Here is a 15935-nt window from a genome sequence, read left to right on the forward strand (position 1 = left end):
CCCCGCCTCGTGCGTCCGGCCCCGCCTCGTGCGTCCGGCCCCGCCTCGTGCGTCCGGCCCCGCCTCGTGCGTCCGGCCCCGCCTCGTGCGTCCGGCCCCGCCTCGTGCGTCCGGATCCGTTCGGGACGGAGGGCGCCGCTTCGCAGCGGGCGTCCTGATCAGGCTCGGGTGTCCTCGCCGGGCTGCTTCGGCACCTTGCAGCAGTGCTCCAGGTACAGGGCCGCGCAGATGAGGATCACGCAGGAGAGCAGCGAGCCGCCCGCCAGGAAGAAGTCGCGCCGCGGCGTGTCCTGGTCCAGCATCTGCAGGACGTGGAGGACGACCCCGGCGAACATCCCGGCGAAGGCGGCCCCGACGTAGGCCGACGCCTTGGCCAGGGCCGCCAGCCGGGCCACCGCGAGCGGTTCCACCGGCTTGGTGTCGGGCTTTCGCTCGATGCGCGCCCGGGTCATCCACCCGCTGTAGGCCTCGCCGACCGCGAGCAGCAGCACGGTGGGGATCGCCGTCCACGGGACGGTCGGCAGGTCGGAGTAGACCTTCTGCAGCAGAGCCCACGTCACGACCGCGAAAGCGACCAGCAGCAGGACGAGCACGCCGGGACGGCTCGGTTTCACACGATCCTCCTCGTTCGCCGGCGGCGGACCGGTCTCGGCCCCGCCGGTCGGTCCGCCGTCATCGCCGGCCGGCCCGCAACCGGGACACGACCCTGCCCACAACAACCCCGCACCATGGGGAAAACGTTCCGGCCCGCCCCTGGCGGTGTCGCCACCGAGCTCAGGCGGACGCCCGCCCCCCTGGGAGAGGCGCCTGCACCACGCTCAGCCGGGCGGCTGGAGCGCCAGATCGGGGCGGAGCCGGACGCCCTTCTGGTCGAGGTCGGCGAGCAGGCCGGCGACCGACCCCCGGCCCGGGAGCACCGCCCCGGGGTCGGCCTGCGACCACGGGACCAGCACGAACGCGCGCTCATGCGCCAGAGGATGCGGAAGCGTGAGCTCAGGATCGTCCGACAGCAGCTCACCCACCATGATCAGATCGACGTCGAGGGTGCGCGGCCCCCACGGCTCGGTGCGCACCCGGCCGAACGCGGTCTCCACGCCGAGCGCGCGCTCGAGGATGGCACGGGGCCCGAGCGTCATGGTGCTCCCGATCACGACCGCGTTCAGATAGGGCCGCTGATCGGGCGGGCCGCCGACCGGGTCGGTCTCGTACACCGGGGACACCGCCACGAAGTCGAGCCCGGGCGCGTCGAACAGCGCGTCCACCGCGCCTTGCAGCGTCTCGAAACGGCGGCCGATGTTGCTGCCGAGCGCCAGAACGACCTTCATTACCGCCTCCTCCTGACTGTCACCACCACGTCGTCGAACGGAACGGGGATGGGTGCGGCGGGCTTGTGCACTTTGACCTCGGCCTCCTCGACCAGCTCGGCGGCCAGGCAGGCGTCCGCCAGGCGATGCGCCAGCGTCTCGATGAGGTTGACCGGCTCACCCTCGACGATGGCGGCCAGCCGCAGCGCCAGCTCGCCGTAGTCGACCGTCTTGGTCAGGTCGTCGCCCGCGGCGGCCGGGGCCGTGTCGAGGTGGAGCGTGACGTCCACCACGAACTCCTGGCCCAGCTCGCGCTCGGCGGGCAGGCACCCGTGCCTGCCACGTGCCCGCAGGCCGACCAGGCTCACGCTGTCCATGGTGCTCATCCCCCTGACCGATCGCCCATCACTATCCCCGCCACCCGGCCGCGGAACCGGCCCCGCCCGCGCCCGCCCGCGCACGACGGGACCCACGGGCGGAAGAACCCGGCAGAGCATAACGACACCCGCGCGCCGCGAAGCCCGCCCGGACGCTCTCCCCGCGGCCCGCAGGCCCCCGCAGGGCCGCGAGGAGGGGGAAGAGCCGCGGGAAGGTCACTCGTCGCTCTCTTCTTCGTCGTCGTCGCCGTCGGCCTGCAGGACCGGGGACCCGTGGTGGAACCACAGCCGCCAGCCGCCGGTGGTGCGGACGAAGGTGTTGGTCGCCACCACCCGGCCCGCCGCGAAGGTGGCGTCCTCGGTGTCGGCGGCGGTCAGGATGTTCTCGGCGCAGGTCAGCACCGCCACATCGCCGATCACCGTCGTGCGCACGTCGGTCAGCACGAACTGGATGTAGGGGGTGTTGGCCATGATGAGCGCCCACGAGCGCAGCACCTCGGCGCGCCCGGTGAGCATGGGCCAGCCCGGATGGACGCACATCGCCACCCGGCCCTCGCCGTCGTCGGCCCAGATCTCGGTCATGCGGTCGAGGTCGCCGCCTTCGATGGCGGTGTAGAACGCCTCGTTGAGCTTCTCGATCTCAGCGTGGGTCGTGCTCATCGAACCCCCTCCGCGCCCCGCCAGGCCGCCGCGACGCGGACGGCGTCGGCGTTGGGCCGCACCTGGTGGACCCGGACGCACCAGGCGCCGGCGTGGGCCGCCAGCGCCGTGACGGCGAGTGTGGCGTCGTCTGACCGGTCGAACGGCCTCGGCGTGCCGTCGGGACCGGCGAGCAGGCGGCCGAGGAACCGTTTGCGCGAGGCGCCGATGATGACCGGGTAACCGAGCTCGCCGAGCCTGCCGACGGCGGCGAGCAGCGGCCAGTTGTGCTCGGCCCGCTTGGCGAAGCCGAGCCCTGGATCGACGACGATCTGCCGCTCGTCGACGCCCTCGGCCAGCACGGAGTCGACGCGCTTGCGAAGCTCTTCGGTGACCTCGGTCACCACGTCGGAGTAGACGGCCCTGGCTTCCATCTCGTGGCTGTGGCCCCGCCAGTGCATCACGACGTAGGGCACCCCGGCGGCGGCGACCACGCGGGGCATCGCCGGGTCGGCCAGGCCGCCGCTGACGTCGTTGACCAGGGCGGCGCCGGCCCGCACGGCCGCCTCGGCGACCTCGGCGCGCATGGTGTCGACGCTGACCGTCACCCCGTGCTCGGCGAGCGTGCGGATGACCGGCTCGACCCGGCGCAGCTCCTCGGCCAGGGGGACGCGCGCGGCGCCGGGGCGGGTGGACTCACCGCCCACGTCGACGATGTCGGCGCCCTGCTCGACCAGGTCAAGGCCGTGTCGCACCGCGACGTCGGGATCGAACCACTCCCCGCCGTCGGAGAAGGAGTCAGGGGTGACGTTGACCACGCCCATGACCAGACAGCGCCCCTCGTGGAGCAACCCCGGCACCCTCCATGCGGTCATGGCGTCAAGCCTAGGTGCTCCCCGATGACGATCTGTGCCATGGGTCCGGCTTGTGGATAACGAATCGACCCGACACGGACCCGCCCGGGATGTCCCCATCGCCACCTGTGCGTGCGCCGGGCTCTCGCCTGACGCGCCCGACCGGCCGACGGGCGTCACGCGGAAGCCTGGGTGGGCCGGAGGAAGGGATCAGTGACGGCCGAGGATGAGGGCCATGGCCTCGGCGCGGGTCTTGTCGCTCTCGCGGAAGTCGCCCCGCACCGCCGAGGTGATGGTCTTGGCGCCCGGCTTGCGCACGCCGCGCATCGTCATGCACAGGTGCTCGGCCTCGATCACGACGATGACCCCGCGCGGCGCGAGCACGCCCATCAGCGCGTCGGCGATCTGCGAGGTCATGCGCTCTTGCACCTGGGGGCGCCGGGCGTAGACGTCGACGAGCCTGGCGAGCTTGGACAGACCGGTGATCTGCCCCTTCTCGTTCGGGATGTAGCCGACGTGGGCGACCCCGTGGAAGGGCACCAGGTGGTGCTCGCAGGTGGAGAAGACCTCGATGTCCTTGACCAGGACCATCTCGTCGTGGTCGGCGTCGAAGACGGTGGTCAGGACCTCTTCGGGACTCTGCCCCAGCCCGGCGAACTGCTCGGCGTACGCGCGGGCGACCCGGGCCGGGGTGTCGAGCAGGCCGTCTCGGTCCGGATCTTCACCGATCGCGAGCAGGATCTCGCGAACGGCCTTCTCGATCCGGTCCGAGTCGACCTTGAGCGGCTTCACGGACACCCGTCAGGCCTCGTCCTGGGGCGCCGGGTGGTGGTCGTTGGTCAGGCCCGTGCCCGGGACGGCCGGGGAGCCGGCCGGGAGCGCGGCCCCGTTGCCGTTGCCCGCGATCTCCTTGGGCGTCAGGATGGGCGGGCGGTCGGAGGGGAGCCGCTTGCCGTAGCCGGAGTAGGACGGCCGCTTCTCGCGCACGACCACGGAGGCGAAGATCTGCAGCACCTGCTCGCGAGAGAGGGTCTCCTTCTCCATGAGCTCGAGCACCAGGTTGTCCAGCACGTCGCGGTACTGGACGAGGATCTCCCACGCCTGGTCGTGCCCGGCCTCGATGAGGCGCCGGACCTCCTCGTCGATCGTGGAGGCGATCTTCTCGGAGTAGTCGCGCTCGTGGCCCATGTCGCGGCCGAGGAAGACCTCGCTGTTGCCGGTGCCGAACTTGCGGGCGCCGAGGTGCTCGCTCATGCCGTACTCGGTGACCATGCGCCGGGCGATCGAGGTGGCCTTCTCGATGTCGTTGGCCGCGCCGGTCGTCGGCTCGTGGAAGACGAGCTCCTCGGCCGTGCGCCCGCCGAGCAGCATGGCGAGCTGGTCGAGCATCTCGGACCGGGTGGCGAGGAACTTGTCCTCCATGGGGAGGGTCATCGTGTAGCCCAGCGCCCGGCCCCGGGACAGGATGGTGATCTTGTGCACCGGGTCGGAGTTCGGCAGGGCGTGCGCCACCAGGGCGTGGCCGCCCTCGTGGTAGGCGATGATCTTCTTCTCCTGGTCGGACATGACCCGGCTCTTGCGCTCGGGACCCGCCATCACGCGGTCGATGGACTCCTCGAGGGTGTTCATCGTGATGAGCTTCTGGTCCTGGCGGGCGGTCAGCAGCGCCGCCTCGTTGATCACGTTGGCCAGGTCGGCGCCGGTGAACCCGGGCGTGCGCCGCGCGATGACGTCGAGGTCGACGTCCTGCGCGAACGGCTTGCCGCGCCCGTGGACCCGCAGGATGCCCTTGCGGCCCTCGAGGTCGGGACGGTCGATGACGACCTGGCGGTCGAACCGGCCGGGACGCAGCAGGGCCGGGTCGAGGATGTCGGGCCGGTTGGTGGCCGCGATGAGGATCACGCCGCCCTTGACGTCGAAGCCGTCCATCTCGACGAGGAGCTGGTTGAGCGTCTGCTCGCGCTCGTCGTGGCCGCCGCCGAGGCCCGCGCCGCGGTGCCGGCCGACGGCGTCGATCTCGTCGATGAAGATGATCGCGGGGGCGTTGGCCTTGGCCTGCTCGAACAGGTCGCGGACCCGGGAGGCGCCGACGCCGACGAACATCTCGACGAAGTCGGAGCCGGAGATGGAGTAGAACGGCACGCCCGCCTCGCCCGCGACGGCGCGGGCCAGCAGGGTCTTGCCGGTGCCGGGCGGGCCGTAGAGCAGCACGCCCTTGGGGATCTTGGCGCCGATCGCCTGGAACTTGGCCGGGGCCTGCAGGAACTCCTTGATCTCCTGGAGCTCCTCGATGGCCTCGTCGGCGCCGGCGACGTCGGCGAAGGTGGTCTTGGGGGTGTCCTTGGTGATGAGCTTGGCCCGGGACTTCCCGAAGTTCATCACCCGGGAACCGCCGCCCTGCATCTGGTTCATGATGAACAGGAAGATCAGGACGATGATGACGATCGGCAGGAAGCTGATCAGCAGGCCGACGAGGAAGTTCTCGGTCGGCACCGTGATCTTGTAGCCGTTCGGCAGCTTCTTGGCGTCGACCTGGGCCTGGAGCTGCCGCTGCAGCTCGACGCCCTGACCCTGGACCCAGTACGCGTAGAAGCGGTCCTCTCCGTTGACCTTCTGGAGAGTCTTGATCTCTATGCGCTGGTCCTTGTCGACGATCACCGCGTTGTCGACATTGCCACTCTGGATCTGGCTGATGACGAACGAGGTGTCCTTCTGGGCATAGTTGCTGTTGCCGCTCCAGAATGTGGAGGCGAGCAGGAGCAGCACGACGATGCCCAGGATCCACAGCAGTGGCCCACGTGTAAATCGCTTGAGATCCATCCGATGCGGAACCCCTGCGGGCCCGTCCCTTCCTGAACACGGCCTGACGCCCCGGGCGAACCCGGGGTTAGCGGCATCCCGAACCGCTCCTGCAAATGACCACCCGGAGGCGATCACACCTCCGGAGACCTCCGAAGGTACACCGGGCCGCCGCGCAGGGTCACTGCTCCGGCGACACCGGCTTTGTCCTACCAACGTACGTCAGGCGGTCCCGTGTTCCCCACGGCGAGACCGATTGACGGTGTATTACAGCACTTGGCGAGTTGGAACTTCGCTCAGGGCTTACTCGGCCCCGTAGACGTGGCGGGCGAGGGTGCCGATGAAGGGGAGATTGCGGAAGCGCTCGGCATAGTCCAGCCCATACCCGATCACGAATTCGTTGGGGATGTCGAAACCGACATATTTCACATCGATCGGCACCTTCACCGCGTCGGGCTTGCGGAGCAGGGTGCAGATCTCCACCGACGCCGGGTTGCGCGACTGCAGGTTGTGCACCAGCCACGACAGGGTCAGCCCCGAGTCGATGATGTCCTCCACCACCAGCACGTGCCGCCCGGCGATGTCGGTGTCGAGGTCCTTGAGGGTGCGGACCACGCCCGACGACTTGGTGCCCGCCCCGTACGACGAGACGGCCATCCAGTCCATCTGCACCTCGACGTGCAGGGCGCGCGCCAGATCGGCCATGATCATGACCGCGCCCTTGAGCACCCCCACGATCAACAGGTTCTTGCCCGCGTAGTCCGCGTCGATCTGTCCGGCGAGCTCCTTGATCTTCGCCTGAAGTTCTTCCTCGGGAATGAGGACCTTCTCCAGGTCCATGCCCATGTCGGCTGCGTCCACCTGCGGTTTTCCTTCATGTGAGGGTGCTGGCGAATATCAGGGTGCCATACCGCCGCACCACGCCCACCCCCCCGGGTAGCTCCACCATCCGCTGGCCCCGCCAGGCGGTGATCAGGCGGTCCACCTGCTCGATGTGCACGGCCGCCAGCGCCGAGCCCGCCGCGCCCGCCGCCAGGGCCGCCCGCTGGATCACCCGGCGGCGCACGGCGGCCGGCAGACCGCTCAGCTCGTCGACGGCCAGCCCGGCGCCGGTGTCACCGAGCCGCGCGCAGACCTCGTCGGCCCAGGCGTCCAGCGCGTCGGCGTCGTCCCTGCAGAGCCCGGCGGTTCGGGCCAGCGCCTCGGTGACGCCCGGCCCGAGCGCCCGTTCGAGCACCGGCAGCACGTCGTGGCGGACCCGGACCCGGGTGTAGGCGGGATCGGCGTTGTGCGGGTCCTCCCAGGGCACCAGGCCCAGCGCCTCACACGCGGCGCGGGTGGCGCGCCGGGCGACGCCGAGCAGCGGCCTGCGGTACAGCCCCGCGGCCGCCGGCATCCCCGCCAGCGACCGGGTGCCGCTTCCCCGCGCGAGCCGCAGCAGCACGGTCTCGGCCTGGTCCTCACGCGTGTGCCCCAGCAGCACGGCCGACGCGCCGAGCCGCTCCGCCGCCGACGACAGCGCCCCGTACCTGGCCTCCCGCGCGGCGGCCTCCGGGCCGCCCGCCGTGCCCACCGTCACCGTGAGCGCCTCGGCCGGCTCCAGCCCGAGCCCGGCCGCCAGGCGGGCGACCTCCTCGGCCCGTTCGCGGGAACCCTCCTGCAACCCGTGGTCGACCGTCAGCAGCCCGGCGCGCAGGCCCAGGCGCGGCGCGGCGAACCCCAGGCAGGCCGCGAGCGCCAGCGAGTCGGCGCCCCCGCTGCACGCCGCCAGCACCAGGGCTCCCCTCGGCAGGCCGGCCAGCGACAGGCGCAGCTCACGGCGGATCTGGGCGACGGCGGGATGAGGTCCCATGCGTCCTAGTGTGGTGCGCCCGGCCGGCGGCGCCGACCACCGGCCGGGTCAGGACGCCGTGGTCAGGCGTGCCCGTTGGCGGAGGGCAGTTCGGGGGCGCGCACCACGCGCGCGATCCACGCCTCGGGGTTGCGGATCTCGCTGTGGTCGGGCAGCGTCGTGGGCGATCCCCACACGCGGTTGAACCCGTCGACGCCGACCTCCTCGACGACCTTGCGCACGAAGGCCGACCCCTCGGCGTACTGCTTGAGCTTGAGGTCGACGCCGAGCAGCCGCCTGACCGTCCTGTCGAACCGCGAGCCGCCGTGCCTGCGGTGCTGGAACTTGGCGCGGATGTCGGCCACCGAGGGCACCACGGCCGGCCCGACGGCGTCCATCACGTAGTCGCCGTGGCCCTCGACCAGGGTCATCACGGCCGTCAGCCGGTCGAGGATCTCCTTCTGCTCGGGGGTCTGGATGGCGTCGATGAGGTTGCCCTCGCCGCCCTTGATGGCGTCGGCGACGGCGTCGGAGGCCGCGCGCAGGCGCTCGAGCATGGTTCCGAGGTCGATGTCGGAGGCGAGCAGGAACTCGGTCATCTGCGCGCGCACGTACTCGCGCAGCCACGACACGCCGGTGAACTGCACCCGGTGGGTCTCTTCGTGCAGGCAGACCCACAGCCGGAAGTCACGGGGGTCGACGCCCAGCTCGCGCTCGGTGTGGACGATGTTGGGCGCGACCAGCGTGAGCCGGCCGGTGGGCGCCTGTCCGCTCGGGTCGGGCGGAAGGAACAGCTCGTACTGCCCGAGGACGCGCGTCGCCAGGAACGCCAGCACCGCGCCGACCTCGACGCCGGTGACCCGCGAGCCCACCGCGCCCACCAGGGCGGGGATCTGCGTGCGCCGGGCGTTCATGCGCTCGGTCAGGGGCTCCAGGACGACCCGGAACCCTTCCACGTTGGCGCGGATCCAGCCCGGCCGGTCGACGACCGTCGCCTCCTCGGGCTCGGCCGCGCCGTTGATGCGCGCGAACTCCTGTACGTGCCCCTCGGCCTCGCGCGAGAGCCGCCGGAGCTCGGTGACGGCGTGGCGGGCCTCCTCTCGGCTCACCTGCGGCCCGGGGCGCACAAGACGGACACCGGTCGAGACGGCCAGATCCCAGTCGATCACCTGCATGTTCACCACCGTACGTCGTGCGGTGCGATTATGGGCAACCGCATCCGCTGACGAGCGCGGCCAGCCGGTCGAGCGCCGCCACGGCCCCGTCGGGATCGCTCACCTTGTCGGCCATGAACGCGAAGGCCACCAGCCGGCCGTCGGCGGTCCTGGAGAGACCGGTCAGGGTGTTCACCCCGTTCAACGTGCCCGTTTTGGCCCGTACCACTCCCGCAGCCGACTTGCTGTCCTTTTTGTCGTACCGGTGGCCGAGCGTGCCGGTGAACCCGGCGATGGGCAAGCCGCTGATGACGGCGTGCAGGCGGGGATTGGCCGGGGACGCCGACAGGGCGATCAGGCGGGCGAGCGCGGCGGGGGTGATGCGGTTGCGGGTGGACAGCCCGCTGCCGTCGAAGACCGTGACGCCTCCGGCGACGCCCAGCCGCTTCAGCGTCCCGGTGACGGCCCGGGCGACGCCCGTGAACGTGCCCGGCGCGCCCTCCTTGACCGCCACCAGGTGGGCGAGCCCCTCGGCCAGGTCGTTGTCGCTCTGGGTCAGCATGTGCTCGACCAGCTCGTACACCGGCGGCGACTCCACCCTGGCGACCTCGCGGGCGGCGGCCGGGGCGCCGGACCGCCCGGGCGACTTGGCGACCTTGATGCCGCCGCGGCGCAGCAGGGACGCGAACGCCTCGGTCGCCGAGCGCGGCGGGTCGGCGTACCGCGCCGAGCCCCGCGGGTCCTGGCGGCCCTCGTCGATGGTCAGCGCCGTCACCGGCGCGACGCTGCCCTCCGGCACGTACCCGGGCTTCCACCCCGGCGCGGTGCGGGGCCCGCTGAACAGGGAGTCGTCGTAGGACAGGCGCACGGAGGACACGCCCGCGGCCTTCAGCGCCTGCGCCGTGCGGGAGGCCAGCATGGCCAGCGAGGCGAAGCGGGGATAGGAGGCGGACAGGTTCGCCCTCGGCCCGGCGAGCGTCGGGTCGCCGCCGCCGACCAGGATGATCTCGCCGGGCTTGCGCTGGACGACGCGGGTGGCCACGCGGGTGTCGGGGCCGAGGGAGGTCAGCGCCGCGACGGCGGTCGCGACCTTGGTCGTGGAGGCCGGGGTGAGGCCGGTGTCGGCCCTGCTGCCGTACAGGGTGCCCCCGCCTGCGACGTCGACCACGACCGCGCCCACGCTGCCGCCGAGCGCGGAGTCGCCGAGGGCACTGGAGAGGCGGGAGGCCAAAGTACCCTTCGCGGGGAGAGGCCCGTCGGGTGCGGCGGCCAGCACCGGGCCCGCCGTCACGATGGCGGCGGGCGGGGAGGTGCGTGGCGAACCCGCGACCGGTGGCTTCGCCCGAGGGGAGCCCGGCTCGCCGCGGGTGAGGAAGTACGCGCCCGCCGCGCACACGAAGAGCTGGAGCAGGGCGAGGGTCGTCACCGCGACCAAGCGCTCGCGCCGCACCACCTCACCGACCTCTTTCCCGAATGCGTCATCCTGGATATACGCCTACGAGACATTAACGCCGCCCCGGACCATCCGGGAGGCTTGAGCGGAGGAACCGCAGTGGAGTTCGACGTTGTCGTTGAGATCCCCAAGGGACAACGCAACAAGTACGAGGTCGATCACAAGACGGGCCGCATCCGGCTGGACCGCCTTCTTTTCACCTCCACGCAGTACCCCGCCGACTACGGCTTCATCGAGAACACCCTCGGCGAGGACGGCGACCCGCTCGACGCGCTGGTGCTCCTCCAGGAGCCGACGTTCCCCGGCTGCCTGATCAGCTGCCGGGCCGTGGGCATGTTCCGGATGACCGACGAGAAGGGCGGCGACGACAAGGTGCTGTGCGTCCCGGCCACCGACCCTCGCATGGAGCACATCCGCGACATCCACCACGTCCCGGAGTTCGACCGGCTGGAGATCCAGCACTTCTTCGAGGTCTACAAAGACCTCGAACCCGGCAAGTCGGTCGAGGGCGCCAACTGGGTCGGCCGCACGGAGGCCGAGATCGAGATCCAGCGCTCGATCAAGCGCCACCTCGACCACGAGGCCGCCTTCGGGAGCGAGCACCCCGGCGCCGACGGGCACTGACCGTCCCGGCACATGACCCGGCACACGTCGCGGCGCATGGCCCGGCACACGTCCAAGCGCAGGTCGCGGCACATGGCCCGGCACACGTCCAAGCGCAGGTCGCGGCACATGGCCCGGCACACGTCCAAGCGCAGGTCGCGGCACATGGCCCGGCTCGCGCCCCGGCCGCCGCGGCGGGCGGGCGCGCCCGGGCCCTCCCCGGGCGAGCGGCGGTCGCGGCGTCGTGTGGCACATCTCACGGGTTTTCCCCGCGTCGGTGGCGCACACACCCGGACGACTACGCTGAGTCACCATCCAGGCGGAGCAGGCGGGAGATCCACGGCCGCACCCCGGCCGGTGGGGGGAGCGGGGCGCGCGGGTAGGTGAAGACGGGGGCCGGGCGCCCGTACGCGGCGCCCAGCTCGGCGGCCTTGCACCAGTCGGCGAGCGTGCGGCACACGGCCCAGGCGGCGCCCAGGGCCGGCCTGGCCTCCGCGTGCCGCTCCCAGATGCGCATCAGCGTGACGGTGGCCTGGGCGGCGGTGTAGCCGTCGTCGGCATAGGCGGTGCCCGCCAGGTAGGGGGCGGTGACCTGGCCGGCGAAGCGCGTGTCCAGCACCCAGGTCCAGTTGGCGACGACCAGGCCGAGCACGGGGCCGGGCACCGCGGAGGCGGCGCCGTACATGAGCTGCTGGCGCGGCCCGGCGAGGCGGCGGCCCGGCCACAGCCAGCTCACGTCGGCCGGAGGTTCGCCGTCCGACAGCCAGGAGAGCACCGCGAGCCCGCGGGCGGTCTGCAGTCGGCACAGTTCGAGCACGTCGCGCAGCATGCGCGGCCCCGGGTCCAGCCAGACCGGCCAGTCGGCGCGGTGGACGCGGGGGACCAGGACGGTCAGGCCGGACGCGACGGGCCGAGGGAAGACCCGGCAACCCAGGGGTGAGTCGTCACTGACGGTGAACACGGCCCGCGCCCTGGGGCCGGGCCGCCCGGACGACCATGCGCCCGGCCGGAGCGGACCGGCCCGACCCGGCCGACGCGGAGGAGGACGACCGGCCGGAACCGGCCGACGCGGAGGAGGACGACCCGCTCGAATCGGTCGGCGCGGAGGAGGACGACCCCGCCGAGCCGGTCGGCGCGGGGGACGACCCCCCGGTCGGCGCGGGGGACGACCCGCCCGAGCCGGTGGGCGTGGGGGTGGCGGCCGGCGCCGGGCGCGTCCTTTGGGGGCACGGGGTGCGCCTGGGGTGGTTCTGGTGGGTGTGCGACGGCCGGGGGACGGGGGGCCGCTCGCGCGGCGGGCGGGGAGGCGTGGGGGGCGCCGAGGGCGGGGCGGTGGGCGGGCCCTGCCCCGGAGGCGTGGCGGTCGGCGGGGCGGACGGACGGGGGGTCGGGGCGGAGGGCCGGGCGGTCGGGGCGGGCGAGGACGGCCGCGGCGGCCGGGGGGCGCGCGTGGTCGGCGAGGCCGGGAAGGAGACGCGCGGCGGGGCGAAGGCGGCGGCCGTGGGCCCGATGGCCACGACCGGCGCCACCGGCAGGACCACCGACCGCCCGGGCGGGGCGGAGGAGGTGCCTGCGGCGATGGGCGTGAGCGAGGTGTGCGGCCGCGTGGAGGCGCCCGGCGAAGCGGGGACGGAGGAGGACGCGTCCGGAGCGGGCAGAGCGACGAAGCCGGTGCTCACGGCCGGGCCTTCGGCGTCGCGCACCGCGCCGACCAGCGCGGCGGCGGCTACGACGATCGCCAGCGCCGCCACAGCGCCCGCAACCAGCGCAGGCGCCCGCCGAGCCCTTTTGGTCTCGTGGACGGGAAACCCGGCGGGGTCGAGCAGGCCGGTGCGGCGGGCGACCAACCGGCGGTAGGGCACGAGCTCGGGATCGATGAAGCAGCTCATCACGCGCACGCGCAACGTCTCGGGCAGCTCGGGGAGGGGCAGCAGGTTGAACACCTTGGCGGCCGAGACCTGGCGCTCGCGGTGGGGGGCGCAGACCGTGCAGTGATCGATGTGCTCCAGCAGCAGCTCGCGCGTCCGCTGGTCGAGCTCGCCGGTGAAGCCGTCCAGGACGCGCTCCCTGCCGTCGCAGTCGGGCGAGGCGTTGCGCGTGAGGATCTCGGTGGTGACGAGATCTTGCAGGCGGTGGCAGGCGGACTGGTGGAGCTGCTCTGCGTGCTCGGCCGTGGTGCCGAGCACGGCGGCGAGCTCGTGCTCGGGGATGCCGTGCCGGGTGAGCAGGTCGAGGACCTCCCGCTCGTCCTCGGGCAGGGCGGCGACGGCGTTCACGGCGACCAGCCGGAGATCGCCGTCCGCACCGCCGGGAGCCGCCGGCGCGGCCTCGGTCTCGTCGCCGGCCTCCATCGCCCGCAGTGCCGACCGCCTGCGCACGCACTCGCCCCGCGCCAGCGCGTAGAGCCAGACGCGCAGCCGCCCGGGGTCGGCCAGGGCGTGGACGTGGGCCTCCGCCGCGATCAGCGTGTCGCGCAGCGCGACCTGGGCGCTGTCGGGGCCTTCGAGCAGTGTCCGGGCGTATCTGTAGATGCTCTCGGCGTAGGTGTCGTAGAGGGCAGCGAGGGCCCCAGGATCGCGGGCGCGGAGCGCCTCGACCAGGACGCTGTCATTCATGTGACCGACAGTAAAGGCTTGGTAACTGCTCGCTCCACCGTTTCCCGGACAATGACCTGCCTTGTATTAATACCGTAATGAACACCGGCAAGATTGTCCGGGACTCCTAGCCGACGATATGCGCATCTAATTCGACAAATCACCATTAGATGGCCAGCAAGGCGATGAGCTGGGCAGATGTTCGCCGAATGGAGGTGACCCCGCGGCGCCGGACACCCTTTCATCACCTTATGACGGGTGATTTCCGGCACGGCCGAAAGACGCATCGGGGATTCCCGGGACACGCCCGTTCAGGTCGCCGCCCGCATCCCCGCCTCCTCGCAGCCGCGGGCGAGGGCGTCCAGGCCGAACGCCTCCGCCGGTCCCACCGCTCCACAGGCGCCCACGCCGCCCGTGGCCGCGGTGACGGCCGCCCACGCCAGCACGCGCGCGGTGAAGTCGTACGGGTCTCCGCCGTGCAGCTCGACCTCGGCCAGCCGTCTGCCGCTGACGTCGTAGGCCTCGGCGACGATCTGCGAGGTGATCCCCTCGCCGCCCGGGACCGCCGCGCCGTGACCCCCCGACCGGACGATCCGGTCGGCGGCGGCCTCGGTGACCCGCTTGGCGCCCGGGATCGCCGCGATGAACGGCGTCGCCTTGGACAGCACACCCGCGGCCCTGGTCAGGCCGCCGAGCCACCCGAGATAGACGTTGACCTCCCGCAGCCCCGAATGCGTGCGAGGCAGGGCGAAGTGCTCGGAGGCGCCCACCGACAGCGCGTGCCTGTCCCGGCCGTCCACGGTGAACAGGCGGGTGCGCCCGTGCTCGCGCAGGATGCGACCGTCGCGGAAGCCGTACATCGGCTCCAGGACCATGCCGAGGGCCGAGGCCCGCGTCCCCGCGCTCGCCCGGCGGGCCATGTTGCCGCGGACGAAGTACCCGACGTCGACCCGGACCGCTTCCGGGCCCGCCTTGCGCAACGCGAGCTCGGCCGCGAGGTTGCCCGGCACGTAGTCGTACCCGAAGGCCGTGAGCAGCGTGGCGCCCGACGCGGCCGCGGCCGGCCCGTACCGCTGGAAGATCCGCCGGATGAACGTCGGTTCTCCCGTGGAGTCCAGGTAGACGCCGCCCGCCTCGATGGCGGCCTCCACGGCGGGCTCACCCCACCGGGCGAACGGCCCCACGGTCGAGATCAGCACCGTCCCCGGCTCGATGATGCGCCGCAGCGTCGCGGGCCGGTTCACGTCGGCGACCGCTGTGGGCAGTTCCACCGGCAAGGACGAGGCCAATGCCGCCAGGCGCCGCGGGTCACGTCCGGCCAGGACCGGGTGGGCGCCGCCGGCGAGCAGGGCCTCGGCCGTGAGCCGGCCGGTGAACCCGGTGGCGCCGAAAAGGACTATCCGGGGGGATGTCATGTAAGTACCGTAACCCGCCGGTGATTTCAAGATCCATAGTGCGGCCGGGCGTCCGTCGCCGGGGACGGGTCCCGCCAGCCCGGCGCTCACGGCCGTCGGTCGACCGGCATCGCCTGGTATCCGCGATCCCTGGTGAAGGGCGGGGTCCGCGGACGGACGGTGCTCGCCGGGACGGCGCCGCTCAGGGCCAGCTCCTCGTAGGGCCTGCCGCTCGACCCCCACGTGCGGGCGGTGATGTCGGTGCTCGCCACCGCGCCGGCCCCGTTGAGGCTGTCCACGGTGAGCACGAACCGGCGGGGGGCGCCCGCGTGCACGTCGTCCACGTACGTGCTGGCGCCGCCGACCAGCTTGCCCGCCCCGTCGCGCAGCAGCGCGGTCACCACCAGGCTGGTCGCGGCCTTCGCGTACGGGTTGGCGACCGCGCCGGTCACCAGGTAGGAGCCGTTGCCGAGCTTCTCGGTGCCGGCCGAGGAGATCGGGAACGGCACGTACGCCGACGGCACGCGCGAGGCCCGCCGCCAGACGGCCGGCTTGTAGGTGAGCTTCACGTCGACGGGCCGGGCCGAGGCCGTGGCCTGGCCGGTGAACTTCAGCGCCCCCGACGGCGGCACGGCGTCCAGAGGCTGCTCCATGCGCACGACCTCCTTGCCGGCGGCGTCGCGGCCCACCACGGTCGCGGCGACGTTCTCGCCGAAGTACCAGCGGTTCGGGTTGGCGACGACGCCCGCCCACGTCACCACGTAGCCACCCGCCCCCTGGGTGACCGACGACGTCTGCTCCTTGATCACGAGTGGCTTGAGCCGGGGCCCCTCGGGCCCGCGCTCGTCGCCGCCGCACCCGCCGAGCGGCGCGGCCGCCGCCAGGACGAGTGCCAGTGCGAGTGCTGTCGTGTGTCGACTACGCTGGGTCACA

The 15935-nt window shown here is 72.5% G+C and carries 16 protein-coding genes; 1 reads left to right on the forward strand and 15 read right to left on the reverse strand.

The window, feature by feature from the left end; all coding sequences use genetic code 11:
* Positions 1-158: 158 nt before the first annotated feature.
* The 11 genes from ACWEN6_RS24595 to dacB all read right to left on the reverse strand — a co-directional run bounded on the left by ACWEN6_RS24595 (position 159) and on the right by dacB (position 10411).
* Complete coding sequence (locus ACWEN6_RS24595; RefSeq protein ID WP_452573133.1) at positions 159-614, reverse strand: DUF3180 domain-containing protein; 456 nt, start codon at positions 612-614, stop codon at positions 159-161.
* A 204-nt stretch (positions 615-818) separates the two neighbouring features.
* Positions 819-1325: a 2-amino-4-hydroxy-6-hydroxymethyldihydropteridine diphosphokinase gene (gene folK / locus ACWEN6_RS24600; protein ID WP_452573135.1), complete on the reverse strand. Its 507-nt coding sequence runs from the start codon at positions 1323-1325 to the stop codon at positions 819-821.
* A complete protein-coding gene (folB, locus tag ACWEN6_RS24605) occupies positions 1325-1681 on the reverse strand; it encodes a dihydroneopterin aldolase (protein ID WP_354925488.1) in 357 nt (118 codons plus the stop codon). The genes folK and folB overlap by 1 nt, the downstream gene beginning before the upstream one ends.
* Positions 1682-1897: 216 nt before the next feature.
* Positions 1898-2341, reverse strand: coding sequence for a nuclear transport factor 2 family protein (locus ACWEN6_RS24610; RefSeq protein WP_452573136.1), 444 nt, complete (start codon positions 2339-2341; stop codon positions 1898-1900).
* Positions 2338-3195, reverse strand: a complete 858-nt coding sequence (gene folP, locus ACWEN6_RS24615) for a dihydropteroate synthase (protein WP_452573138.1) — start codon at positions 3193-3195, stop codon at positions 2338-2340. Before folP ends, ACWEN6_RS24610 begins: the two co-directional genes overlap by 4 nt.
* 189 nt (positions 3196-3384) lie before the next feature.
* Positions 3385-3972, reverse strand: coding sequence for a GTP cyclohydrolase I FolE (gene folE / locus ACWEN6_RS24620; protein ID WP_354844294.1), 588 nt, complete (start codon positions 3970-3972; stop codon positions 3385-3387).
* A gap of 3 nt (positions 3973-3975) precedes the next feature.
* Entirely contained in the window at positions 3976-5994 is a 2019-nt protein-coding gene (ftsH, locus tag ACWEN6_RS24625) for an ATP-dependent zinc metalloprotease FtsH (RefSeq protein WP_354925491.1), read from the reverse strand.
* Between the two features lie 282 nt (positions 5995-6276).
* On the reverse strand, positions 6277-6834 hold the full coding sequence (hpt, locus tag ACWEN6_RS24630) for a hypoxanthine phosphoribosyltransferase (protein WP_354844288.1): 558 nt from the start codon (positions 6832-6834) through the stop codon (positions 6277-6279).
* Between the two features lie 13 nt (positions 6835-6847).
* A complete protein-coding gene (gene tilS, locus ACWEN6_RS24635) occupies positions 6848-7825 on the reverse strand; it encodes a tRNA lysidine(34) synthetase TilS (protein ID WP_452573140.1) in 978 nt (325 codons plus the stop codon).
* Between the two features lie 62 nt (positions 7826-7887).
* Positions 7888-8979 carry a zinc-dependent metalloprotease gene (locus ACWEN6_RS24640; protein WP_380827616.1) on the reverse strand — a complete coding sequence of 364 codons (1092 nt, stop codon included), beginning with the start codon at positions 8977-8979 and terminating at the stop codon, positions 7888-7890.
* 28 nt (positions 8980-9007) lie between these two features.
* Positions 9008-10411, reverse strand: a complete 1404-nt coding sequence (gene dacB, locus ACWEN6_RS24645; RefSeq protein WP_452573142.1) for a D-alanyl-D-alanine carboxypeptidase/D-alanyl-D-alanine endopeptidase — start codon at positions 10409-10411, stop codon at positions 9008-9010.
* Positions 10412-10510: 99 nt separating this feature from the next.
* Between dacB and ACWEN6_RS24650 the strand changes: the two genes are divergently transcribed.
* Complete coding sequence (locus ACWEN6_RS24650; protein ID WP_354844277.1) at positions 10511-11035, forward strand: inorganic diphosphatase; 525 nt, start codon at positions 10511-10513, stop codon at positions 11033-11035.
* 277 nt (positions 11036-11312) lie between these two features.
* On the opposite strand, the gene ACWEN6_RS24655 is transcribed toward ACWEN6_RS24650, so the two are convergent.
* The 4 genes from ACWEN6_RS24655 to ACWEN6_RS24670 all read right to left on the reverse strand — a co-directional run bounded on the left by ACWEN6_RS24655 (position 11313) and on the right by ACWEN6_RS24670 (position 15934).
* Positions 11313-11975, reverse strand: a complete 663-nt coding sequence (locus ACWEN6_RS24655) for a hypothetical protein (RefSeq protein ID WP_452573144.1) — start codon at positions 11973-11975, stop codon at positions 11313-11315.
* Positions 11959-13629: an RNA polymerase sigma factor gene (locus ACWEN6_RS24660; protein ID WP_452573146.1), complete on the reverse strand. Its 1671-nt coding sequence runs from the start codon at positions 13627-13629 to the stop codon at positions 11959-11961. Before ACWEN6_RS24660 ends, ACWEN6_RS24655 begins: the two co-directional genes overlap by 17 nt.
* A gap of 290 nt (positions 13630-13919) precedes the next feature.
* Positions 13920-15023, reverse strand: a complete 1104-nt coding sequence (locus ACWEN6_RS24665) for a saccharopine dehydrogenase family protein (protein WP_354844268.1) — start codon at positions 15021-15023, stop codon at positions 13920-13922.
* A gap of 86 nt (positions 15024-15109) precedes the next feature.
* On the reverse strand, positions 15110-15934 hold the full coding sequence (locus ACWEN6_RS24670; RefSeq protein ID WP_452573148.1) for an FxLYD domain-containing protein: 825 nt from the start codon (positions 15932-15934) through the stop codon (positions 15110-15112).
* Position 15935 lies beyond the last annotated feature (1 nt).

It is taken from the genome of Sphaerisporangium sp. NPDC004334 (assembly GCF_053602655.1).